The organism is Methanorbis rubei (assembly GCF_032714495.1).
GTDB lineage: Archaea > Halobacteriota > Methanomicrobia > Methanomicrobiales > Methanocorpusculaceae > Methanocorpusculum > Methanocorpusculum rubei.
In genome coordinates this window covers 92,269-113,191 of record NZ_JAWDKB010000006.1, presented here as the reverse complement: position 1 = coordinate 113,191, position 20,923 = coordinate 92,269, and the positions used below count along the sequence as shown (strand labels likewise).

Here is a 20,923-nt window from a genome sequence, read left to right as displayed (position 1 = left end):
AAACAGAAAAAAAATATGGAATTTAGATAAGCTTCGACCGCTGGAGCTTTAACAGATCCTCGGTCGTCAGCTTCTCGCCGCTCTTGAAAGCATTGAAGATGGTCTCTGCTTCCTTGCGTGCGGACTTGTTCTCCTTCACAGTCTTGACCTTCTTCTGCTTGCTGCGCATACCGGTCAGAACCTTATCATAATCGCGGAGGTTCTTCTGGCACTCAAGGAATGCCTTGTGCTCGGAATCTGCTGCTTCCTGGGCCTCGACAAACTGCTTGTGCTTTGCATCTGCACCCTCACGTGACTTGTCAGCCTTGCGGTAGCACTCGACCATCAGATCGTGGTGCTTCTGAGCAAGCTCTGCCTTCTCGGTCACATCTGCGTGCAGAGCGGATGCCTGCTTGCGGAACTCGCGTGCCTCAATTAAGCGGCCGCGAACTTCCTTGTTCTGCTCGTGCTCAACTTCCTGCTCTTTGACTTCGGAACGGAGCTGCTTAATCTTGTCGACAAGCTCGCGCTCTTTTTCCGTCGTCATGACCTCAGTCTGCTGTCTCTCCTCAAGAGACTCAATTTGACGGAGAATATCCTTTGCGGAAGTCTTCTTCTCATGGCTTGCAGCGGCTGCGCCGGAACCTGCATCGCCTCTGAGTGCGTCAATCTCTTCGAAAAGCGCATTCGCCTTGTCGTTTAACTCATTGCGCTGTTCCTTAAGAGCCTGAACCTCGTTGTTGTTCTGATCACGAAGCTCTTTATTCTTCTGTGCATCCTCAACATACTGACGGGTTGCATTGTTCAACTCGTTTCTCTCGCGGGCAAACTGGCTTGCCTGCGCGTTCAACTCATTGCGCTTTGTTTTGTGTTCTTCAGACTCTTCGAGGAGTGTTTTTCTCTTTGCGACAAGATCTTCGGTCAACGTTCTTACCTATCCTGAGCAGCCGCCTGATTGAATCGAGTGGAAAACATAAACGGAAAAAGGCGGGAATCAAATACAAAATTGCATGAAAAATGACACAAAAACGAATCTATAATCTCAAGCGAACGAATGGTATTCAACCTCCTGTACTTTCTGCCGTCTGTCTTCAGGTACTCTACCTTTCAGATACACGACTTTCCTATAATAAATGGAGACCTTAACATTTAAACATGTCGGAGAGGATAGATTTCTGTCCCTAATCGAAAAGCCGCCCAAGAAAAACGCGAGAAAGCATGCCTGCCCCATCATGCTTACTGTTGCGCAGCTTCGCAGGAAAACACAGAAATAAAAACATCACTGAGAGGCGTGAACAATACGGAATCCGAAAACAACACACGAACAACTCATTTCCGTGATGTTCTCGTCTGCTCCGTGATGTTTTTTCTGTGAAATTTCCGTGTGCTCCGCTTTTCCGTGGGCGGAACAGAAAGTACAAGATACCGAAAAAGAATAAAAAACAAAAGAGGCTGACCAACCCCGATTGCGGGTTGGGGTTTTCGGGGCAGCTGAGTGTGAATCCTGCCCCGTGTGAATTATAGTTATCGTATTGGTTGGAATATCTGAGTCCTTTGTACTCCAGGAAACTGGCACCGGGAAGCTGAGTGGTGGTTGGTGTGTAGTTTCTCCCCGGTACCTAGTGTATGTATGGAAATCCTCGGTGTAAGGATGGTGGCTGCCCTACCTTACATAATCCAGTCAAAGCTTGAACCGCTGCGTGCAGTTGCGGTATTGTTTGACGAGGAGTGGGTTGCGGCGGAAGCCTGGGCATAGTTAAAGCCGCTGCCGCTTGACTGAGAGGGCTTGGATGCAAGGTTAACCGAGTGGCCGCCAAGAATCTGCGGGCTCTGGATACCGGTCATGATTGCCATAACTGAAACCTTGCCCTCAAAGTCCTTGCGGACACGTGCGCCCCAGATAACATCTGCGTGCGGATCAAGTTCATAGGTCAGCTGCTGGGCAATCTCCTCAGCATCATGGAGCGTAAGATCATTACCGCCCGTGATGTGGATAAGACCGCCGGTTGCGCCTCTGAAATCGATGTCAAGAAGCGGGTGTGCAAGACAGTCGCGGATAACGCTCTCAGCCTTGTTCTGCTGCTTGGACTCGCCGACCAGCATAACTGCAAGACCGCCCTTGCTCATGATTGCACGGACATCTGCGTAGTCGATGTTGATTAAGGACGGCTCAGTGATCGTCTCAGAGATTCCTTTTACCGTCTCAGCAATGATCTGGTCCATCACGGAGAAGGCCTGACCAAGCGGAAGGTTTGGAACAAAGTTCTTCAGTCTGTTGTTGTCGAGAACAATAACAGAATCTGCTGCCTGACGCATTGCCTCAAGACCATCCTCGGCCTTCAGCATTCTCGCACGCTCAACCTGGAACGGGTAGCTGACCATTGCAATAACAATAGCTCCGTGTTCCTTGGCAATCTGTGCAACAACCGGTGCGGATCCCGTACCAGTTCCACCGCCCATACCGGCAGTGACGAACACAAGGTCTGCATCCTTTAAGATCTCTTCAAGCGTCGGTCTGGCCATCTCTGCGGCACGGCGACCAACATCAGGGAAACCTCCGGCACCAAGACCGCGGGTCAGGGACTTGCCGATAAGAACACGCTTGTCAGCCTGAATCATATCCAGGTGCTGCTTGTCGGTGTTGATTGCGATAGTCTCAGCACCGGCAACCTTCATGTTGTGCAGACGGTTGATGGTGTTGTTTCCTGCGCCTCCGCAGCCGACAATCACGATTCTTGGCTGTCCAAGCATATCGTCGTCGTCAACGATAGAGGTCTTCTGCATTCCCTTTTCAAGTTCTGAGTTTTTTAATGCCTCGTTAATAATACTCTGCATGTTTTTTCACACCCCAATAATTTTTAACATTAAAGTCGTACGTCGAATGTGGATACCTGGTCACTCTCACGAATAATTCGTTCGCTTCTACCTGCGAGAAACTCCCTCACGGCGTATCTGACGGCTTCAGATACGGTGGGAAACTCCCCAGTCTCAACAAGTTTCTCCAGTAGTTCCACCTGCTGCGGCGGTAAGCGGATCGTGATTCTGTCCATCATAACTCCATTCAGACAATTGTCAGTCATTCGTCTGACATTTGTCTGACATTAGTATGACACTCGACTGACGTCCTGTTTTGGACAAAACATAATTGAATCTCTTCCCATATATAGATATGTATGCCAGACAGGTTCGGTTCATTAAAAAATACTGCCATTCTGCACGGTATTTATGTCCGTGCGTCGATACTAATAAACAGGAATTCAAGAGCATGGAGAGACATTTTCCAAAAAAAGCTGTGCATGGAGGAAAAGCACAGGAACTGAGGCGCACATTCGGCTGCGATTTTCTTGACGTGAGCGCAAGCATGAACCCGCATGTCCCAGCCTTTCCTGTTGACTACTCTTGCGCGGATCTCTCCTTCTACCCTGATGACAGTTACATAGAATTAAAAGAAAGCATCTCACGCGTGTTCGAAAGAAATGTGGACGAAATATGCGTCGGCAACGGATCCGCAGAGCTCATACGCGTCTACTGTCACACCACTCTCAAAACCGGCGACATCGCAAGAATTGATCAGCCGACATTCTCCGAGTACGGCCTCTCTGCTGAACTTGCCGGAGCAGAGATACGCTCCGGCGACCAGCTCGGCAACCAAAAGCCAAAGGTCAGATTCATCTGCAACCCGAACAACCCGACCGGAACCCTTCTCTCAAGAGAACAGATGCTCGCTGAACTTGAGCTCTGCACAAGCGACGGAACAAAACTCTTCGTGGACGAAGCATTCATGGACCTCTCCGAGCCTGAGGACTCGATCACGGACCTGCGGTCTCCGGATCTTTTTGTAATGCGGTCGTTAACCAAATCCTTCTGTGTGCCTGGCATCAGATTCGGGTTCGGGTTCGGTGACCCTGACCTGATCGCAAAAATTGAAACCGCCCGCACACCATGGACCGTGAACGCATTTGCCGAGTATTATGCAAAACTTGCCCTCGCCCACTATCATGAACTGCGGGACTCTGCCCGCAAACTTGCCGAAGAGCGCGACTGGTATTATGCCCGCCTGAGAGACCTTGAGTTATCCTATGAAGAGTCAACGGTCAATTATATTCTCATCCACCTTGACCGTGACGCAGCTCACTTCACCAGAGCAATGATCGACAAAGGAATTCTTGTCCGCGACTGCACCTCGTTTGGTCTTGCAAGAAGCATCCGGGTCTCGGTTGAGACTCGGGAGAAAAACGTCCGGGTACTGGAGGCAGTTGAGGCATGCTTGCGCTGATTCTTGCCGGCGGCGAAGGATCACGCCTGAGACTTGGAGAAAAAGCGCTGGTGATGGTGCATGAGCAGCCGATGATCTCCTGGGTGCTGGATGCATTTGCTGCGGCAGACTGCGAACCGCTCGTTATCACCTCACACAAGACACCGTTCACCAGAAACTGGTGCAGGGCAAACGGCATCGACTTCCTTGACACAGCAGGAACCGGCTATGTAGAGGACCTCACCGAAGCAGTAGAGATGACCGATGAGGAAGGCCCGCTCTTCACCTCGGCAGCAGATATCCCCTGCTTAACCGAGGATATCATCCGCCGCATCCGTGCGGCCCATGCCGAACACGGACTTCCCGCATGCTCTGCCTGGGTGCCGGTCAGCAGGTGCGAGGCATACGGCATGCAGCCCCGCTACTGTGAAACTGTCTGCGGCGTTGCGGCAACTCCCTGCGCAGTGAACATACTGACCGGCGGTCTGATCGGTGTTGCGCAGGAAGAGTTCTGCCTGCTGCTTGATGAGCCCGGCCTTGCATTCAATATCAATACCCGCGAGGAGCTTGCGGTGCTGGAACGCGAGTTCTATGCGGTGCGTGGGTTGTGAAGGGCACTATCTGTACTTGATCAGCTCCACTCATGGAAAAACAGAGTGCAGACCAAAGGCCTGCACCCTGTTTTTCCGTGGGAGGCAGAGTCACCTCATCAAAAAAAAAGTTAGAGTAAAATCATCCTAATAGACACGGGACGCCGGACGATTCCATCAAAGTTTTTCGCCACAACAAACTTCATTCCCTTCTCTGCAGCCGTATCCACAAACCGCTGGTTCACCACTTCGTCGATGATCACACCGGCGAAGTCCCCCTTCAGCTTTGGCAGAATATCCCGCATCTCAGATAACGAGTAGTCGCCGTGAATGGCACCATCAGCAGTAAGAACGCGGGCCCTTCCGGTCTGACGCATCCAGTCCGAGTGCTCGGCAATGGTCCTTGGTTCTGCAACCAGAACAGGCGGCACAGCAGGTGCGGCCTGCTTCGTCTTCGGTACAGATGCAGGTGCGGGCGCAGGAGCAGGCACAGACGCCGGCTCAGGTTCGCCGGTGATGACCGCAACCGATGCAAGCGGAACCTCAGCCACCTTCTGCGGAGGAACAACCGGTTCGGCAGAAACCGCCGCCGTCTTCTTGGAACGAGTGGTCTTTTCCGGAACAGCAGGCACTGCGGGAGCAGGCTCGGAAATTGGCACAGGAGCAGGCACGAGAGGCACTGCCTCGGGAATCACTGCGGGAACCGGCACCACCGGCTCAGACAAAGGGACCGAAACCGCGCTGGGCACCTCAGGCTCAGAGACAGCCTGCATCATTGCAAGATCTGCTGTCACATCATGCATCGAAACAAGATCAGGCACGAGATCAGCAATCGGCTCGTCACGCGTAATCTGTGCACGCAGGGTATCAGCAGGAATCTTGTTGCGCAGAGACTTCACAATCTCCTTGCGCGACATGTCCTCCACACTTCGTCCGCGGGGAGAAAACGCCACGAAATCAATCTCTGCGACCTGCAAAAGCTCACGCAGAATCAGATCTCCTCCGCGGTCGCCGTCCACAAACACCGTCGTGTTCTTCTTGATGCTCAGCTCCACAACCGTCTGGGGAACTTTGGTTCCCTCAACAGCCACCGTGTTTTTGATGCCGCACTTGAGAAGGTTCAGCACATCGGCTCTCCCTTCTACAATAATGATGGCATCCGAGTCCATGACATTGGGTCCTGCCGGGAGGCGTTCCTCGCCAATGGAAGAGACCTTCTCCACCCTGATGGACTCGCGAACCTCGGCAAGAATATCATTGGTCGAGATTCCGACATCATCAAACGATTCGAGCAGCAGCTCTTTGGCACGGTCCACAATCTGGCGGCGTTTGATCGCCCGTAGATCCTCGATCCCCTGCACCTTGATAATGGAAACGCAGGGGCCGACCCGCTCGATGGTCTCAAGGGACGCAGCAAGGATTGCCGTTTCCGCACGATCAAGAGAAGATGCGACGTAGAGCTCACCGGTGGTTTTACCGTGCTTGCTCGTAATCTGCACATCGATTCTGCCAACGCGACCGCTTCGCTGCAGGTCGCGCAAATCCATATCTTCGCCTAATAATCCTTCGGTCTGGCCGAAAACAGCCCCGACTACGTCGGGTTTTTCGACCACCCCCTCAGCCTCGATATGAATATGAATAAGATACTTGGTAGTGTCAGGTGAGTACATGTAAGTAAGCCTCCATGGTTGGGATGAATAATGAAAGAAGTAACCATAGATGAATAGGATATGTACTCTTGACGCATATAAATTGTCTGACCGAAAAGTATTAGGTAGGGGAGTTATGATCTGACAATTTTCGGCGCAATTTCCGTGGACCGGGAGATAACTTTGCCATCGGATTTTCTGATGATTTCAAGCGTGACGACATCATTTTCATTAATAAGGCTATTAATAAAATCAAACACCGCAGTTTCTCCGGGGTCCCAGTAATAATCACTAACACCGTCCCCCTCAATGGTGTGAACCTTGTAATGGTGAGTTGGAATAAACTCATGCCCATTCAGAGTCAGGAGAAAAACATGTTTGTTTTCGCCATTCACATACAATTCTGCAGAATAATCTGACAAAAATAATCGCGGATATTCCCCGGAAACAAGATATGGCACACCATTGCGTATTCCAAGAACCGGTTCAGGTTCAAATCCCTTGTGAATAAGAGATAGACGGCTTGCAGCACCAGTCTTAGGTATTGCTCCGTTAAAAGTGTGATGAATCTCCTGTATATCTATGATCTCAGGCACCGGTTCATAATCAGAAAACGACATAGTTGCAGTTCCCATTAGGCAGGAACAGAGAATGGCAATAAGCAGTATCACCAAAACTATCATTAGAAGAGTAGCAATTACCGGGGATACTGCGGGATCACGCTTCCACACAATATGAGAACTGTACCTCTCAGAAAAGATAGAGTTGTGGCTAGCATATGACAATAATATGTCAATGCAAAAGGGATGATATGTCCCCCGTCGTTAACCGATCACATTCATTGGTGGCTGCTGCCGTCCCTTATGGATCTTTGACCGGACGGGGGGTGCCTGTAGCATGTCATGTTGTCCCGTGGATCATTCTCCGCGACTGCGTATGCGTCACCCGGGGGCCTAACACATGCCGAAGTATCGACACAGTATACTTATGGAGCGGTGAATGATTTACCCTTTCCGGCAAACCAAAGCGGTTCATCGCGGGAAAACTCACCATTATGCCAGACAGGAGCTCCACCGACAACAGTCGTCAGCGGGAAAACTCCCGCCATTCCCTCATACGGCGTCCAGCCGCATCTGCTGTGAAGATGCTCTGCAAGAATTGTCTCAGGCTGCCTGGAATACACAGCAATATCCGCACGACTGCCGACTGCAATCTTTGGTGCGACAAGTCCGAGAATATGGTACGGATTTGTGACCGTCTTTGCAACAACTGCATCAAGGGAAATTTTTCCCTCGAAAACCGCATTCATCAGAAGCGGCATCATCGTCTCAACACCCGGAACGCCGGAGGGAGCAGTCGAAAACGGCTGAGTTTTTTCAAGAGTAGTGTGCGGAGCATGATCTGACGCAATGGCTGGAATGGACTCAAACATCCGCCACAACTCCATCCGTTCAGTCTTCGTTCGCAGAGGCGGGTTCATGCGAAAGTGCGTGTCCGAAGGACTCTGCTCTTCCCAGGAAAGAAACAGATGATGCGGCGCAACCTCGTAACTGTTCCCTGGCCGCATCATTACCCGGGCGATGGATGCAGCACCGCTCATATGACAGTAGTGCAGACGTGCAGTTGCGGGAACAAGAGAGTTCACCAGATCAACCGTTGCCGCCTCTCCGCTGACAGGCCGGGACGCCGCATGCTCGGCAAGGTTGTGCACCTCGCCAGGCCGAACCTCTTCAGCATGCACCGTTGTCAGAGCGCCTGCGTTCCCGAGAACAGCGAGGGCTGAGCGGATCGTCTCTGGAGAGAGCGCTGACCCGTAACTTGACGGAGCAGCAAACATTTCTCCAAACGCAAGAGCGCCTGCTTCCCACAGACCCGTCAGGTCCGCAGTCTCTGTAACCGAGCCGTTGATTGCAAAATGACAGAAACTTGTTTCGTGTGCATGAGCGACGCGGGCGGAAAAGTTTGCCGCAGAATCCATCGCAGGCACCGTGTTCGGCTGATCAACAACCGCCGCAACACCACCGGCAACCGCAGACTGCGTTCCCGTCACCCAGTCCTCCTTCGCAGACTGCGGCCCGTCCCGCATATGCACATGCATATCAATCGCCGCAGGAACACACAGACAGCCGCGGCAGTCAATTGTTTTTTCCGAGGAGCCCGAGCTGCCGATATGAGTGATGACTCCGCCGGCGATTGAAATATCCGCAACCCTGCCGTCCGGCAACAGTGCAGACTTCAGCACCAGATCAGTCATTTAACAGACCCTTGGAACCGGATCGCCCATCGGCGGCTCAATAAACCTCTCGCCGCCGATACGTGTCCGCATCACAACGCCTGACCCTTCCACAACCTCGCCGACGATCACTGCGTTTTTTCCGTACGGATGCTTCTTCAGAGCAGCAAGCACCGCGTCAGCAGCATCTGCTGAAACGCCCATCACGCACTTGCCCTCGTTTGCAACCTGCAGTGGATCAATACCGAGGAGACTGCCGGCTGACGCAACATTCTCGCGAACAGGCATCGCATCCTGCTCCACCACAACCTTCACCCCGGCTTTTCGTGCCATCTCATTGATGCATGCCGCAAACCCGCCGCGGGTCGGATCCTTCATCGCATGAATTGCACCTTTCGGCGCAGCGTTCACCGCATCATGAATCATCGAATACAGAGGCGCAACATCAGACTTCAGCTGATCGCCGAGATCAAATCCCTCGCGGTAGGCAACAATCGCCATACCATGATCGCCGAGCGTTCCGGAAACGATGATCTTGTCCCCAACGGCAAGAGCCTTGTCGCGAATAAGATACGACTCCTCATCCACCACACCAACACCTGCGGTATTGATAACGATACCGTCAAGACTTCCCTTCTCCACAACCTTTGTGTCGCCGGTGATGATCGAAGCCCCGCACTCGCCGAGAGCCTCGTCCATCGACGCAACAATTTTTTCCAGATCTGTAATCGGGAACCCTTCCTCAATCACCATTGCGCACGTCAGGGCAACAGGCCGTGCACCCATCACCGAGAGATCATTAATAGTTCCGGAAACCGCAACACGACCGATGTCGCCGCCCGGAAAAAAGATCGGCTTCACCACGTGCGAGTCGGTGGTCAGCACCACCGTTTTTCCGCCGATATCAAATGTTGAACCGTCGTCAAGCGACTCAAGACCGATGCCGCCGGCATTATTGTGTTTGAATGCGGTCAGAGTCTGGAGAAGTTCTCCCATGACCTCTCCTCCCGCGCCATGCATCATATTGACCTCAGTATCCTTTTTCATTGTTACTCCTCGGTATCGATTTCAATATTTTTCACTAAAATTTCGCGGCCCTGCACCAGACGCGGCAGCTTTCCGCAGGTCGGGCAGACAAAAATCTCAGAGCCACAGTAGCCGCACTCGCACTCGGCGATCGGCGGGATGGTAGTAAACACCAGTTTGGTTCTATCAAACATGGGGTCGTCAACGATGAATGTTCCAAACATAAACTCAACCTGATCAGGGTTGACCATCGCCATCGAGCCGACGTCCACGTAAATTGTTTTGACCTTTATCGCACCGTTATCCTCGGCGGCACGTTTCGAGGTCGCATAGATATCATATGCGATGCCGGACTCATGCATGGTGCCCGGGCCCCTCTTCCATCGCTTTATAGACTTCCTTGAACAGCTCGCGAGTCTCAAGACCCTCCTCGCGGGAAAGACGCTGAATGGCAAAACCTACGTGGACGAGAACAAACTCGCCGACCGCAACATCAACAAGATCGATTCTGACCTCCTGCTGAAGGTCTCCGTAGTCAACGAGAGCCACATTTCCGTCACGTATTTCCAGAATTTCTGCAGGGACAGCTATGCACATATAAGGGTATATTGGTGAGGGACAGTGATAAAGACAACGATAAAGAAAAACAGTAAAAGCGCCGAGAGGGAGATTTGAACTCCCGAGGTGTCACCACCAGAGGCTTTCAAGGCCACCGCCTTTCCGGACTAGACTATCTCGGCATCAAAGTCCACTCATAATATGCATGCCGCCTAAAAAAAGATTTGTGTTCTGATTTGTCGCGTCACGCCCGGCGCATGAGAACAACACCGGCAGCCGCGAGGACTCCGAGGAACGGAAGGATGGCACCCGCAGGGCTTTCGGTTGCGGACGGGTCTGCGCCCGGCTTGCCGAAGGTGTTTGCGAGGTTTGGATCTGCGGCAAGCGAGACCACATTCTTTCCATTGATATAGATGGTTGCTGACGCATCACCGCTGGATGGATATACCATCAGATTCACGGTTGCGTCGCTCGTTGTGACCGTAAAGGACTCGTCAGAGTTTTCATCTTTTTGGTTGACTTTGATCGGAGTTCCACCGTTGACCGTGTATTCAAGGGTCCAGTCGGTTCCGCGGAATGCGGTGATGGTTGCTGGTCCGGTTCCGGTCTTGATCGCGAAGTAAGCAGGTTTTGCTTTGGATGCAACCGCATTTGCCGTCAGCGTCTGGCCTGATGAGGTCTGTGTCGCTGTGACTGTTACAGAACTGGTCGGGCTTCCACTCATCAGCGTGTAGGTCAAAAGACCGATGTAGCCGTCCTTGTCCCTGACTGCTACCTGATACATGCCTGCACCGGTTGCCGGAAGATCTTCGGAGAATTGACCATTTTCGTCAGTTCCTACCCAGTACGGGCCGTAGACTACGCGTCCGTCGACAACGCTGCCCTCGTACATGGTCAGCTCAACGCCTTTTGCGCCGGTAGCGCTTGCCTTGCCTGAGACCTTAACGTCAGTGGTAGAGTACTGGACTCTCGGGGACGTGCTGGTCAGCTCACTGGTACGATCGACCAGCTGAACGGTGAAGAAGGCACGCTTGCTGCCAAGATCGTACTCCTTTGAAGAGGAGACGGTCACCGTGTACATGCCGCCTTTGAGCTCCCAGGTCTCAAAGGTTGCACCGAAACGACCGTCGGACTGGATGACAACCGATTTGGAGTCCACAGTTCCTCCGCCTCCACCGGATTTTGCAAGCACAATGCGCATGGTGGCACCTGCTGGAATATTATCTGTTACGCAGTCAACAACAATCTGGGATCCCACTCCCATCTTCAGAGTGGCGGTCTGCGGGTCAGGCGTGATGAAATCAAACGAGTACGCTGACACAGTTCCTGCACAACACAACAGAACCAGCAGACCGGCAGCGAGAAGGAGAATACGGGTTTTTCTCGTACCGTTAATCATAATTTAGTTAGTTAATTTCTTTACAGATAGTCTTTGCCGTTGACACTGCCAACCAAACTAAGATAACTACTGCAATGCCATTATATCAGAGAATGTTGGCACCCGTAAAACCGCTCGCGTCCTGGAAAGGACAGGACAGATATTTCGGCGAAGTCCTGCCGTCGCTCACCGGAATTTTTCTTTCCGGCGGGTGCAGCTGGAACCGCTGCAGGATGTGCGGTTACAAAAATGACCGCAACAGCTGCGCGTCACGTGATGAGCTTATCGCGCACATGAACGCTCAGATTGCCTGGATTTCCGAGAATTTTGCAGGTGATGAGTATGGGCTTGGAAAGATCTTTACCTCGGGCAGTGTGTTTGACCCAAATGAAGTGCCGTTAGAAGTACTGGACTCGTTTGGAAACCTGTTCGCCGGAAAGCCGGTGATCGCAGAGTCACGCGCTGAGTATGTGACTGAGGAGGGGCTTTCAAGACTTTTGAAGACCCTGGATCAGGGTCAGGCACATCCGCTGACTGTCGCGATGGGTCTTGAGACCACGAACGACGCCATCCGGGAAAAGTCAATCGACAAAGGATTTTCCTTTGCAGACTTCGTTCGCGCATCAGAGGTTTGCCATAATGCAGGGGTCGGCGTGAAAGCATATCTGATGATGAAGCCGCTGTTTTTAACCGAGAGCGAGGCTCTCGCGGATATGCAGACATCGATTGCTGAGGCAGCACCCTATGCAGATATGATCTCAATGAACCTGTGCACGGTGCAGGGTCGAACAGAGCTTGAGCAGTACTGGCAAAGAGGCTCGTTCAGGCCGCCGTACCTGTGGTCTGCGGTAAAAGTTCTGCTGGAGGCAGAAGTGCCGGTTGCATGCGATCCAGTCGGCGGTGGATTCCGCCGCGGACCGCACAACTGCGGAGCCTGCGACAAGGAGATCGTTGCGGCAATCAATGCCTACTCGCTGTCAGCGGACAAGTCCGAACTTCAGCAGGTGTGGGACGCGGGTTGTTCCTGCAGAAAAGAGTGGGAGTATGTTCTGGAAAACGAGTTTTCCTGGAACATGCCCTTAACACAATAATTTATTTTTTCTGCCATGCGGCAAGGATTGCTGCAAAAGGGTTTCCAACACGATATTTTTCTGCGACTGTCGACTGATAGGTCTTCAGGACGTCCTGATTGTCAGGACTGATGTCTGCTGCGATGAGCCGTTTGCCGGTGATTGAATCAGAGGTTGCTTCAAACAGCTGCCAGCCGAGGGTGTGATACTGGAAGCTGTTCAGCTCGTGAGCTGGCGCTATCCCCTGCGGAATCATGGCAGCGCCGCTGGTTCCAGAAATGATGTGGTGGGTGCTGCCGATGAGGTAATGCTCATACCAGTGTTCATGCCCGCTAAAGACGAAGTCCACGCTATAGTAATCGAAAAGCTCCAGCATCTTTTCGTGCTGGGCATCGGTTACCTGCTGACGATAAGGATCGTTGGAGCTGAAGAGCGGCTGGTGGAAGATGACAATTTTTCTGCCTTCGGCGACTGCAAGCTCACTCTCAAGATAGACGAGCTGGGCATCGATGTCAGGGAGGGCAACGACGTCGTCGGGATAGTAGTTGGGGCGGATTTTCACGCTGGTGTCAAGGACGATGAAGGTGACGGGACCTGCGTCAGCGGTGTAATACCGGTCGCCGAAGAGATCATGCCAGAGGCTGTAGGTGATGTAGGGAATGTCATGATTTCCGGGAGCTGCAACGAGCGTGACATTGTGGATGTAGGGGTCGGCCGCGGTAAAGAAGTCGGTCCAGTACTCATACACGGATCCGTCGTAGACGAGGTCTCCTGTGTGAATCACGATATCAGGATGTGACGCTGCAATGTCTCCGGCGATGAGACCGTGACGTTCGGTTTCCGAGAACTCAAGGATGTTGGTGGTGTCGTTGACGATCTGCTGGGTGTCGCCGACGACGGCGAAGGTGATTTTGCCGCTGCCGAATGTTTTGAACTGGTACCAGGGAGTGATTTCTCCGTCAGCAGTGACGCGGTAGAGATATCCGGTATTTTTGTCAAGGTTTGCAATCTGCACATGATGATATTTGGCGGCCTGATCGCTGACTGCATCACAGCCCTGGACTTCAACGAGACTTTCAGAGATGTTGTCGGTTACAAAACTGATGACTGTTGAGTTTTCGGTTGTCTGGGTGATGTAAGGACCCATGGCAACTCCTGCACAGGCAGGGCCGCAAAAAAGAAGGAGGAGAGTTATTGAGAACACCATTATTTTGAGATTCATACAGATATGAGTTGATACTCATGGTTGATAAATGTAGTGAGTTATGCGGTGTTGCATTCTGAAACGCGAATCGCATGCCTGCGGCCTGCTCACCGCTTCGCACGCCGTTCCGTCGTGCTCACTGCTTCGCGGAATAACGCGAATAAAAAATCGCCAATGGCGATTTTTGAGATATTATTAATATTACTTATTTTAGAAAAATTTCTTCATTCTGAGAGACAGAATTTATTTTTGCGTTTTGAAAAATCGCCATTGGCGATTTTTTTTATTCGCGCTATTGGCACTATTCGCGTTTCAAAATTTTATTTATGATGAGGAAAGAACCCGCAGCTCTTCAAGGAGGAGGGGCATGAATGTTCCCGCATCGCTGACCATGCCGATCGCCTGGGATGTTCCGCGGTCCATGAGTTTGGTGACGGAAGCCGGATTGATGTCAACACAGATGGTCTTGACATGGGAGGGGAGGAGGTTGCCGACTGCGATCGAGTGGAGGAGGGTTGCAACCATTAAGACCATGCCAAGCTCAGGGATGTGTTTTCGCATGGCATCCTGTGCATCGATCACATTCTGGATGACATCGGGCAGCGGACCGTCGTCGCGGATGGAGCCGGCAAGCACGAACGGAACATTATTTTTGATACATTCATACATGATGCCCGACGTCACGATGCCGGTTTTGACCGCCGCATAGATGGAGCCTGCATCCATGATTTTGTTGATGGCATACAGATGGTGACGGTGGCCACCGCTGACAAGCTCGCCGGTGCGAAGGTCCATGCCGAGCGAGGTTCCAAAGATGCTGTACTCAAGATCATGCGCAGCAATGGCGTTGCCTGCGAAGAGAACGTCGATGTATCCCTCGCGGATCATGGCAGATACTGCCTCAGACGCTCCGGTGTGGATGATCGCAGGCCCTCCGACGAGTGCGACCTTTTTGCCTGACTGTTTGATCTGCAGAAGCTCTTTTGCTATCTGGCGGATCATGGTTTTGCTGGGTCGTTCAGACGAGACCTCGCCGCCCATGAACTCAAAGACACCGATCTCACGGGGACGCTCGGGGAAGTCAACGCGGACGCCTTCTTCGCCGACGACGACATTGTCTCCAGGAAGGAGTTTACCCTGCACGACGCAGGACGCGGTTTTCATTTTGGTGTCAACAGAGATGAGGGCATCCATTTTCATGTTGGCAACCGCGATCCACTCGCCTTCGTGGTGGATGTAGGTCGGGTGGTTGGTGGTTGAGTAAAAGCCTTCGGGAGCTACTTTTGCTTTGATAACGTTCTGGAGGGTGACCTCTTCTTCTCCGGAGACGAGAACACCTAGCCTGCGGAGTTCGCTGATTATCTGGGTGAGCTCTTCGGGAGTTTTGGCGGAGATCTGCATGCGGGCGTAACTCGGGTCGGTTTTCTGCCGTCCGAGACTGAACTCCTCGGTTTCAAAGTCTCCGTTGTACTCGACAACGCAGTCCATTACTTTGGCAAGAATGCCAGAGTCAACGATGTGACCCCTGAGTTCGATCTCCCGCGAGAATTTCATGTATATGTATGAGTCGCGTGACGAGATGAATATCTCGGCTGAGGGGAGGATGCAGTATTGTTTCTGAGTAGCCCGCGGAAGAAAATATAACGAGTGATGAGCAGCTGAAGTTAATAAACAAGCCGCGTAGGGATCACCACACATCCCCCGATTTCTGTTGATTAATGTTTCGCGCATATTTTTCCGGAAAATACACATGTATAAATATTGCTGCGTTTTTGATTTTGTCAATGAAAACGAGATTGATTTTCAGAATTAATGTAACATTGGGCTGAAAAATATCCGATCCCATCCACACATCACAAGTATTTCATCAGAAATACTATATATCACCTGAAAGAAAGACATTCATGTATGAAGCGATTGCTGATTGTTTTGATAATGTGTGTTGTCCTGCTGACCGTATCTGCAGGTTGTGTGGGAACGCCTGGTGTGGTAACTCAGGTGTACACTGAGGATGGTGTCACGGTGTACCAGAATGCCGACGGATCCCACTACGGTATTGATGAAGAAGGAAATGAAGTATGGGTCAACCCTGACGGTTCCTATTCAGGAAAAACAGTCGACGGATCTACAGTCACCGGAAGCAAAAACGGCGATATCAACTACCAGGGCACTGACGGTACCAGTGTTGTTGGAAACAACCAATCCGGAACCGCGGTCACAGAAGACGGCAGTACCATGACCTGGACCACCGATGCAAGCGGAGTAATCCACTACACGATTGTTGACAAAGAAACCGGTGAGACCTACACCTACTCCTCAACCGACATTCCGAGAGGATACTACTGAGAACTGCATGATGATCTCAATCATAAAAATGGATTGAGGTTGTCATCTACATCACTTTTTTACAAAACAGGCAAGAAAGTTTATCTCATCTCACTACGACGTAACCCTATAATGATTCAACTCGGAGAAGACTTCAAACCCTCACTGAAGTACAAACCCTACCTCGCGATCGCCACGATCTTACTTATAGCCTTCATCTGGGCTCTCTGTTTTGGTTGGGTGTTCATTGGCGATATATTCGGTCTTGGCGCATCCATTGCGATTGCAGCAGCAGTAATTCTCATCGCCTGTCTGGTCTTCGGCGTTGTGTGGGTCGTTCTCTACTACAAGTCGGTCGTCTACCATCTCAATGAGACCGAGATGACCTGGAAGCGCGGTGTCTGGTTCCGCAAAACCGGAATTGTTCCCTACAACAGAATCACCAATGTTGATATTGTCCAAGGTCCGGTCATGAGAATCTTCGGCATCTCTAACCTCAAGATTCAGACTGCCGGATACTCAGGAACGAACGGATCTGCGGAGATTTCGCTTGAAGGTATCGAAGAGCCTGAACCCTTGCGTGCACTCATCATGGACTTCGTCCGCGGCACTGCCCCAAGCCCTGCGGCAACCGGCGGTGCACCGAAGGTGACTGCGCAGACAACAGCCAATGCCGACATGACCGCACTCATCGCAGAAGTTGCGGCTATTCGCAAACTCCTCGAAGAGAGGAAATAATTTCTTTTTTACATCAGTCGATATTCGCCATTAATCACAGCTCCATGGGCGGATCTGATCAATCCTAAACATTGTTTGCCAATACACGAATTTATGGACAAACCCACATCAATCCAAATTATTATTTTTCCGCACCGCAAACGAGTATCTCATGTCTCTGATGGTCCTCGGAACCTCCTCTCATGCAGGTAAAAGCTCAATAACAGCAGGAATCTGCCGCATACTCAGCGACCGGGGCATCCCTGTAGCACCGTTCAAGGCGCAGAACATGAGCTTGAACTCCTATATCACCGAAGAGGGAGCAGAGATCGGCATCGCCCAGGCAACCCAGGCATTCGCAGCCCGGGCCCTTCCGGTCGCAGACATGAATCCGGTGCTCTTAAAGCCCAAAGGAAACGCAGTCTCGCAGGTGGTGCTTCTCGGAAAGCCCTGGAAAGACACCAAAATTGCCGACTACTACACAGAGACCGAGTACCTGCTTGCCGAAGCAGTTGCTGCATACGACCGACTGAAAAGCGAGTACACCAATATCATCGTCGAAGGAGCAGGAGGTGCTGCCGAGGTGAACCTCTACGACCGCGACATTGCAAACATCCAGCTCGCAAAACGTTTGCAGATACCAATCATCCTTGTCGGAGACATCGAACGCGGAGGAATATTCGCACAGATCTATGGAACGATCGCCCTTTTACCGGATGACGTCCGCCCCTTGGTGAAGGGAATCATCGTCAACAAATTCCGGGGTGACGCACAGCTCTTTGAGTCAGGCAGAAAAATTCTCGAAGATCTTACCGGAATACCGGTACTTGGCATCGTGCCTTGGATGAAACTTGCACTTCCTGAAGAGGACTCGCTCTCACTCGCAGACAAAATACCTGCGGTAAAAAATATCAGAGTCGCAGTCATCCGCTACCCCCACATCTCAAACTTCACCGACTTCTCTCTGCTTGAAGAAGCCGCAGCAGTTGAGTACGTTGAGCCGGGAACTTCGCTCGACGCCTATGATGCGGTCATTTTACCCGGAACAAAAAACACCGTCGATGACCTTGCAGTTCTCAGGTCTTCGGGTGCCGCAGACCAGATTACTGCCTACGCGAAAACCGGAAAGCCGGTGATAGGCATCTGCGGCGGATACCAGATGATGGGAACATCCATCTTCGACAACGCAATCGAAGGAGAAGTTGTCGCAGACTACGAAGGGCTGAATCTGCTTCCGGTGCACACGATCTTTGACCATTATGACAAGATCACCCGTCAGGTGAAAAGAGTCTCAAAAGGAAAAGGACCAATCCTTTCCCGAATGAACACCGCATCAGGTTACGAGATACACTCAGGCAAAAGCAGTGTTGCAGGAGCTCCCGCGTTCACGGACGAGGGATGCGTTGACGAGACCGGACTCCTCTTTGGCACCTACATGCACGGACTGTTCGCCAATGCAGAAGCGGTCGATGCTCTTGTCGGCCATCTTGCCGAAAAAAAGAATGTTCCCTACACTCCGGCAGGCGATGCCGGCGATCCGTATGCGGCCCTCGCACGACATCTGGAAAGCTGTCTTGACGTGGAGCGAATTGTAGCGCTCTCAACGGTTAACTAAATCAGGGTCCGGCACCCAACCACTTAGTGAGAGAGATGGTGCTCAGGTTATCATTCACACTGGATACTGAACTGTCGGAGCGGATCGATCTGTTTGCAAAAAAACAGGAGGTCGACCGTAACGAGGCAGTGCTCAGGCTGATCGAGGCAGGCCTCTTTCAGGCCGAGCAGAAAGGGGAGATGCCGCCCGCACCCAAACGCGACTTCAAGGAGTTTGCGAAAATGCAGAAGAATGTGGACATGCTTCTGCGCAGCATAGATGAGCTGAAAAAAGAGGTGCGGGTCATGCACCATGTGATTGATCTTGAGGAGAAGCGGGAAATGGAAGAGAAAACAGCCGAAAAACCTGCCGCGAAGTGGTGGGACCGGCTTGACTTCATGAAATAAAACTCGGATAAACGCGAATCGCATGCCTTCGGCCTGCTCACTGCTTCGCAGCTTCGCGGAATAAAAAAACGCCTTGGGCAATTTTTAAGATTTTTATTTAGACAACATCTTCATTTCGAGAAGTACAGTCAATTTTTTTTGAAAAATCGCCATTGGCGATTTTTTATTCGCGTTCTTCGCGTTTCAAATATTTCAAAACCGGCAACTCATTCGCGAACGACCACATCACACTGGAGCGTGAACGGACTCTTGCGAATCGAAAGCGACAAAAGATACGGATAGTTTGCCGCAAGATACTCCATATGATCGAGCCAGACAAAAGTCAGCTGCGAGTAGACGCGGTTCACGTCGCCTGCGAGATGCGCAATATCAGTCTCTGGAAGATCGGCAATATTTCCGCGGCTTGCAAGCTCCTCGCCGAGATGGAAGAGATCCTGCAAAAGTTTTGAGATGCTGTTGTGTTCAAGAAGAACAGGATTTTCAATCAGTCTGAGCAGAAACTCATGATGCTTCTCAAGGAGATTGCGAATCTCAATAAGATCTGCAGCAGAAGGAGAGGCAAGGAACCTACAGGAGGCAAGCTGCTGCTTTGCCTGGGAAAAATCCTCGGCCGCCCATGTTTTATGGACCGCAAGAGTGTCGCGGATAACTCCCGCATCAGGATCTGACGAGGTAATCAGGCGGAGCAGGCGGGACCCCATCTCAGAGAAGAAGAGGCCGATAACCATCTTCATCTTTTCCTGCTGCTGTTGTTTTGCCCGCATGGAAAGAAGCCGGTTGATGATGATGGTTACAATCAAAATGTTGATCGGCAGAAAGCCGAGGCTGTTGAAGATGTAGGAGAGCGTGTTGCTCTCGCCGTCATCACCGAACACGATGAATTTTATCATGTAGACGAGGACAGATATGCAGATGAGCGCAATAATCAGCCGTTGTTCCCAGGTAAGCTTCACCACCGCGTTTACGCTCCGTATCGTTTGGTGAGGAGGTCAAGGGTCTCAAGGGCACCGTCAAAGGACTCAACCTCGATGACCGGTGTTTGGATATTGTTTTCAGCGACACGTTTCATTACCACGTCAAAGTTGATGTTTCCTTTGCCGATTGATTCATGGCTGTCACTTTTGCCGTTGTTGTCATGGAGATGCACGTGGGCGAAGGAGGAGGGAAGGAACTGGTCAAGGTTGCCGCACTCGTTTGCATGGCCGACGTCAAGGCAGAAGAGGGCACCGTCAAGCAGGGAAAGGTCCTTTGGTTCTTTGAGGAAGAAGTAGCCCCAGTTGCCCATGTTTTCAATAAAGTAGGTGACGCCGTACTGAATGGACTCGGCACGAATCTGTGCGAGGGAGGCGCGAAGGTGCTGTTCGGCAAGCTCATACTCGTACTCCCAGGCAAAGTAGCCGGGATGGACAACAACCGATGCGTCAACTTCTGCGGCAAGGGCAAAGGTGTCGGCGATGACCTCGACTGATGCGCGGCGGATGGGTTCAAGAACGGAAGCAATGTTCACGCCGCGGGAGGGAGCGTGAATGCTGTACTTGAAGCTGTAGGATTCGAGAAGTTTGGTATCGGTTAGCAGATGCGGGCCGTCGCTCATGATCTCAACGTTGTTGGTGTAGGGAACAAGTTTGTCGAGGGCTGAGCTGAGCGGTTCTGCGTGAAGACAGTGGGTGGATATTGAGTACATGTCTATTATAGTAGTAGTGTGCGCTGTGAGAAAAAAATGGCTTTGGCGATTTGGCAGGGTCGGGAAGATTTGTGATCGCAACTCGTAAGTCTACAATCCGCAGTCCACAATCTACAGTCGCAACTCGTATCCTGATCATAATTTCTAAAAAAGCGGGCGAATGTCCATATTTCGAAAAGAAATATGACAACTACTCAGTCCTGTTGTAGTTCTATTTCACTAAAGAATAATAAAGATGAGTAATTGCAGAGGGA

At 51.5% G+C, this 20,923-nt stretch carries 21 protein-coding genes, 1 tRNA gene and 1 pseudogene; 7 read left to right on the top strand and 16 right to left on the bottom strand.

The genetic code is table 11. The annotated features are described in order from the left end of the window. Nucleotides 1–22: 22 nt before the first annotated feature. From McpCs1_RS07750 to McpCs1_RS07740, 3 genes are all read right to left on the bottom strand, one after another. On the bottom strand, nt 23–904 hold the full coding sequence (locus McpCs1_RS07750; protein ID WP_338096688.1) for a coiled-coil protein: 882 nt from the start codon (nt 902–904) through the stop codon (nt 23–25). Between the two features lie 743 nt (nt 905–1,647). Continuing rightward, nucleotides 1,648–2,814 (bottom strand): cell division protein FtsZ, encoded by a 1,167-nt coding sequence (gene ftsZ, locus McpCs1_RS07745; RefSeq protein ID WP_338096687.1) that lies wholly within the window; start codon nt 2,812–2,814, stop codon nt 1,648–1,650. Between the two features lie 29 nt (nt 2,815–2,843). Then, the gene (locus McpCs1_RS07740; RefSeq protein ID WP_338093773.1) at nt 2,844–3,029 is read right to left on the bottom strand and encodes a ribbon-helix-helix domain-containing protein; all 186 of its coding nucleotides are present in this window, start codon (nt 3,027–3,029) and stop codon (nt 2,844–2,846) included. Nucleotides 3,030–3,244: 215 nt separating this feature from the next. On the opposite strand from McpCs1_RS07740, the gene McpCs1_RS07735 reads away from it, so the two are divergent. Continuing rightward, nucleotides 3,245–4,255: a pyridoxal phosphate-dependent aminotransferase gene (locus McpCs1_RS07735; RefSeq protein ID WP_338096686.1), complete on the top strand. Its 1,011-nt coding sequence runs from the start codon at nt 3,245–3,247 to the stop codon at nt 4,253–4,255. Beyond that, nucleotides 4,243–4,845 (top strand): NTP transferase domain-containing protein, encoded by a 603-nt coding sequence (locus McpCs1_RS07730; RefSeq protein WP_338096685.1) that lies wholly within the window; start codon nt 4,243–4,245, stop codon nt 4,843–4,845. The genes McpCs1_RS07735 and McpCs1_RS07730 overlap by 13 nt, the downstream gene beginning before the upstream one ends. A gap of 110 nt (nt 4,846–4,955) precedes the next feature. Here McpCs1_RS07730 and dnaG read toward each other — a convergent pair whose 3' ends face one another. The 9 genes and pseudogenes from dnaG to McpCs1_RS07690 all read right to left on the bottom strand — a co-directional run bounded on the left by dnaG (nt 4,956) and on the right by McpCs1_RS07690 (nt 11,689). Beyond that, nucleotides 4,956–6,494, bottom strand: coding sequence for a DNA primase DnaG (gene dnaG / locus McpCs1_RS07725; protein ID WP_338096684.1), 1,539 nt, complete (start codon nt 6,492–6,494; stop codon nt 4,956–4,958). A 113-nt stretch (nt 6,495–6,607) separates the two neighbouring features. Then, on the bottom strand, nt 6,608–7,108 hold the full coding sequence (locus McpCs1_RS07720) for a hypothetical protein (protein ID WP_338096683.1): 501 nt from the start codon (nt 7,106–7,108) through the stop codon (nt 6,608–6,610). A 3-nt stretch (nt 7,109–7,111) separates the two neighbouring features. Continuing rightward, a pseudogene (locus McpCs1_RS09340) lies at nt 7,112–7,204 on the bottom strand (archaellin/type IV pilin N-terminal domain-containing protein); the annotation flags it as partial. A 254-nt stretch (nt 7,205–7,458) separates the two neighbouring features. Continuing rightward, complete coding sequence (pyrC, locus tag McpCs1_RS07715; RefSeq protein WP_338096682.1) at nt 7,459–8,727, bottom strand: dihydroorotase; 1,269 nt, start codon at nt 8,725–8,727, stop codon at nt 7,459–7,461. Beyond that, nucleotides 8,728–9,753, bottom strand: coding sequence for a hydrogenase expression/formation protein HypE (gene hypE, locus McpCs1_RS07710; protein WP_338096681.1), 1,026 nt, complete (start codon nt 9,751–9,753; stop codon nt 8,728–8,730). 2 nt (nt 9,754–9,755) lie between these two features. Further along, nucleotides 9,756–10,094: a hydrogenase maturation nickel metallochaperone HypA/HybF gene (locus McpCs1_RS07705; RefSeq protein ID WP_338096680.1), complete on the bottom strand. Its 339-nt coding sequence runs from the start codon at nt 10,092–10,094 to the stop codon at nt 9,756–9,758. Next, nucleotides 10,087–10,329, bottom strand: coding sequence for a HypC/HybG/HupF family hydrogenase formation chaperone (locus tag McpCs1_RS07700; protein WP_338096679.1), 243 nt, complete (start codon nt 10,327–10,329; stop codon nt 10,087–10,089). Before McpCs1_RS07700 ends, McpCs1_RS07705 begins: the two co-directional genes overlap by 8 nt. Nucleotides 10,330–10,388: 59 nt before the next feature. Next, nucleotides 10,389–10,472, bottom strand: a tRNA-Ser gene (locus McpCs1_RS07695). A gap of 62 nt (nt 10,473–10,534) precedes the next feature. Further along, nucleotides 10,535–11,689, bottom strand: coding sequence for a hypothetical protein (locus tag McpCs1_RS07690; protein ID WP_338096678.1), 1,155 nt, complete (start codon nt 11,687–11,689; stop codon nt 10,535–10,537). Nucleotides 11,690–11,781: 92 nt separating this feature from the next. Here McpCs1_RS07690 and McpCs1_RS07685 point away from each other — a divergent pair, with 92 nt between their 5' ends. Next, entirely contained in the window at nt 11,782–12,759 is a 978-nt protein-coding gene (locus McpCs1_RS07685) for an archaeosine biosynthesis radical SAM protein RaSEA (RefSeq protein ID WP_338096677.1), read from the top strand. Nucleotide 12,760: 1 nt separating this feature from the next. Here the strand turns inward: McpCs1_RS07685 and McpCs1_RS07680 are convergent, their stop codons facing one another. Both McpCs1_RS07680 and McpCs1_RS07675 read right to left on the bottom strand, forming a co-directional pair. Continuing rightward, the gene (locus McpCs1_RS07680; protein ID WP_338096676.1) at nt 12,761–13,960 is read right to left on the bottom strand and encodes a purple acid phosphatase family protein; all 1,200 of its coding nucleotides are present in this window, start codon (nt 13,958–13,960) and stop codon (nt 12,761–12,763) included. 306 nt (nt 13,961–14,266) lie between these two features. Further along, a complete protein-coding gene (locus McpCs1_RS07675) occupies nt 14,267–15,496 on the bottom strand; it encodes an ornithine cyclodeaminase, nickel-pincer nucleotide-dependent (RefSeq protein ID WP_338096675.1) in 1,230 nt (409 codons plus the stop codon). A 354-nt stretch (nt 15,497–15,850) separates the two neighbouring features. Between McpCs1_RS07675 and McpCs1_RS07670 the strand changes: the two genes are divergently transcribed. The 4 genes from McpCs1_RS07670 (at nt 15,851) to McpCs1_RS07655 (ending at nt 18,985) form a co-directional block, all read left to right on the top strand. Continuing rightward, a complete protein-coding gene (locus tag McpCs1_RS07670; RefSeq protein ID WP_338096674.1) occupies nt 15,851–16,288 on the top strand; it encodes a hypothetical protein in 438 nt (145 codons plus the stop codon). 111 nt (nt 16,289–16,399) lie between these two features. Beyond that, the gene (locus McpCs1_RS07665) at nt 16,400–17,005 is read left to right on the top strand and encodes a PH domain-containing protein (RefSeq protein ID WP_338096673.1); all 606 of its coding nucleotides are present in this window, start codon (nt 16,400–16,402) and stop codon (nt 17,003–17,005) included. 151 nt (nt 17,006–17,156) lie between these two features. Then, nucleotides 17,157–18,599: a cobyric acid synthase gene (locus McpCs1_RS07660; RefSeq protein WP_338096672.1), complete on the top strand. Its 1,443-nt coding sequence runs from the start codon at nt 17,157–17,159 to the stop codon at nt 18,597–18,599. A gap of 35 nt (nt 18,600–18,634) precedes the next feature. Beyond that, nucleotides 18,635–18,985 carry a type II secretion system protein E gene (locus McpCs1_RS07655; protein WP_338096671.1) on the top strand — a complete coding sequence of 117 codons (351 nt, stop codon included), beginning with the start codon at nt 18,635–18,637 and terminating at the stop codon, nt 18,983–18,985. Between the two features lie 206 nt (nt 18,986–19,191). On the opposite strand, the gene McpCs1_RS07650 is transcribed toward McpCs1_RS07655, so the two are convergent. Both McpCs1_RS07650 and McpCs1_RS07645 read right to left on the bottom strand, forming a co-directional pair. Next, complete coding sequence (locus tag McpCs1_RS07650) at nt 19,192–19,938, bottom strand: hypothetical protein (RefSeq protein ID WP_338096670.1); 747 nt, start codon at nt 19,936–19,938, stop codon at nt 19,192–19,194. A gap of 8 nt (nt 19,939–19,946) precedes the next feature. Further along, the gene (locus McpCs1_RS07645; RefSeq protein WP_338096669.1) at nt 19,947–20,669 is read right to left on the bottom strand and encodes a sugar phosphate isomerase/epimerase family protein; all 723 of its coding nucleotides are present in this window, start codon (nt 20,667–20,669) and stop codon (nt 19,947–19,949) included. Between the last annotated feature and the right edge of the window lie 254 nt (nt 20,670–20,923).

What these genes read in the sequence shown, in the direction of transcription:
- McpCs1_RS07690 (WP_338096678.1), bottom strand. Translation starts at nt 11,689, where the DNA reads ATGATTAACGGTACGAGAAAAACCCGTATTCTCCTTCTCGCTGCCGGT.
- McpCs1_RS07700 (WP_338096679.1), bottom strand. Translation starts at nt 10,329, where the DNA reads ATGTGCATAGCTGTCCCTGCAGAAATTCTGGAAATACGTGACGGAAAT.
- McpCs1_RS07670 (WP_338096674.1), top strand. Translation starts at nt 15,851, where the DNA reads ATGAAGCGATTGCTGATTGTTTTGATAATGTGTGTTGTCCTGCTGACC.
- McpCs1_RS07735 (WP_338096686.1), top strand. Translation starts at nt 3,245, where the DNA reads ATGGAGAGACATTTTCCAAAAAAAGCTGTGCATGGAGGAAAAGCACAG.
- hypE (WP_338096681.1), bottom strand. Translation starts at nt 9,753, where the DNA reads ATGAAAAAGGATACTGAGGTCAATATGATGCATGGCGCGGGAGGAGAG.
- McpCs1_RS07660 (WP_338096672.1), top strand. Translation starts at nt 17,157, where the DNA reads ATGTCTCTGATGGTCCTCGGAACCTCCTCTCATGCAGGTAAAAGCTCA.
- McpCs1_RS07740 (WP_338093773.1), bottom strand. Translation starts at nt 3,029, where the DNA reads ATGGACAGAATCACGATCCGCTTACCGCCGCAGCAGGTGGAACTACTG.
- McpCs1_RS07645 (WP_338096669.1), bottom strand. Translation starts at nt 20,669, where the DNA reads ATGTACTCAATATCCACCCACTGTCTTCACGCAGAACCGCTCAGCTCA.
- ftsZ (WP_338096687.1), bottom strand. Translation starts at nt 2,814, where the DNA reads ATGCAGAGTATTATTAACGAGGCATTAAAAAACTCAGAACTTGAAAAG.
- McpCs1_RS07705 (WP_338096680.1), bottom strand. Translation starts at nt 10,094, where the DNA reads ATGCATGAGTCCGGCATCGCATATGATATCTATGCGACCTCGAAACGT.
- McpCs1_RS07685 (WP_338096677.1), top strand. Translation starts at nt 11,782, where the DNA reads ATGTTGGCACCCGTAAAACCGCTCGCGTCCTGGAAAGGACAGGACAGA.
- dnaG (WP_338096684.1), bottom strand. Translation starts at nt 6,494, where the DNA reads ATGTACTCACCTGACACTACCAAGTATCTTATTCATATTCATATCGAG.
- McpCs1_RS07720 (WP_338096683.1), bottom strand. Translation starts at nt 7,108, where the DNA reads ATGGGAACTGCAACTATGTCGTTTTCTGATTATGAACCGGTGCCTGAG.
- pyrC (WP_338096682.1), bottom strand. Translation starts at nt 8,727, where the DNA reads ATGACTGATCTGGTGCTGAAGTCTGCACTGTTGCCGGACGGCAGGGTT.
- McpCs1_RS07665 (WP_338096673.1), top strand. Translation starts at nt 16,400, where the DNA reads ATGATTCAACTCGGAGAAGACTTCAAACCCTCACTGAAGTACAAACCC.
- McpCs1_RS07680 (WP_338096676.1), bottom strand. Translation starts at nt 13,960, where the DNA reads ATGAATCTCAAAATAATGGTGTTCTCAATAACTCTCCTCCTTCTTTTT.
- McpCs1_RS07655 (WP_338096671.1), top strand. Translation starts at nt 18,635, where the DNA reads ATGGTGCTCAGGTTATCATTCACACTGGATACTGAACTGTCGGAGCGG.
- McpCs1_RS07730 (WP_338096685.1), top strand. Translation starts at nt 4,243, where the DNA reads ATGCTTGCGCTGATTCTTGCCGGCGGCGAAGGATCACGCCTGAGACTT.
- McpCs1_RS07675 (WP_338096675.1), bottom strand. Translation starts at nt 15,496, where the DNA reads ATGAAATTCTCGCGGGAGATCGAACTCAGGGGTCACATCGTTGACTCT.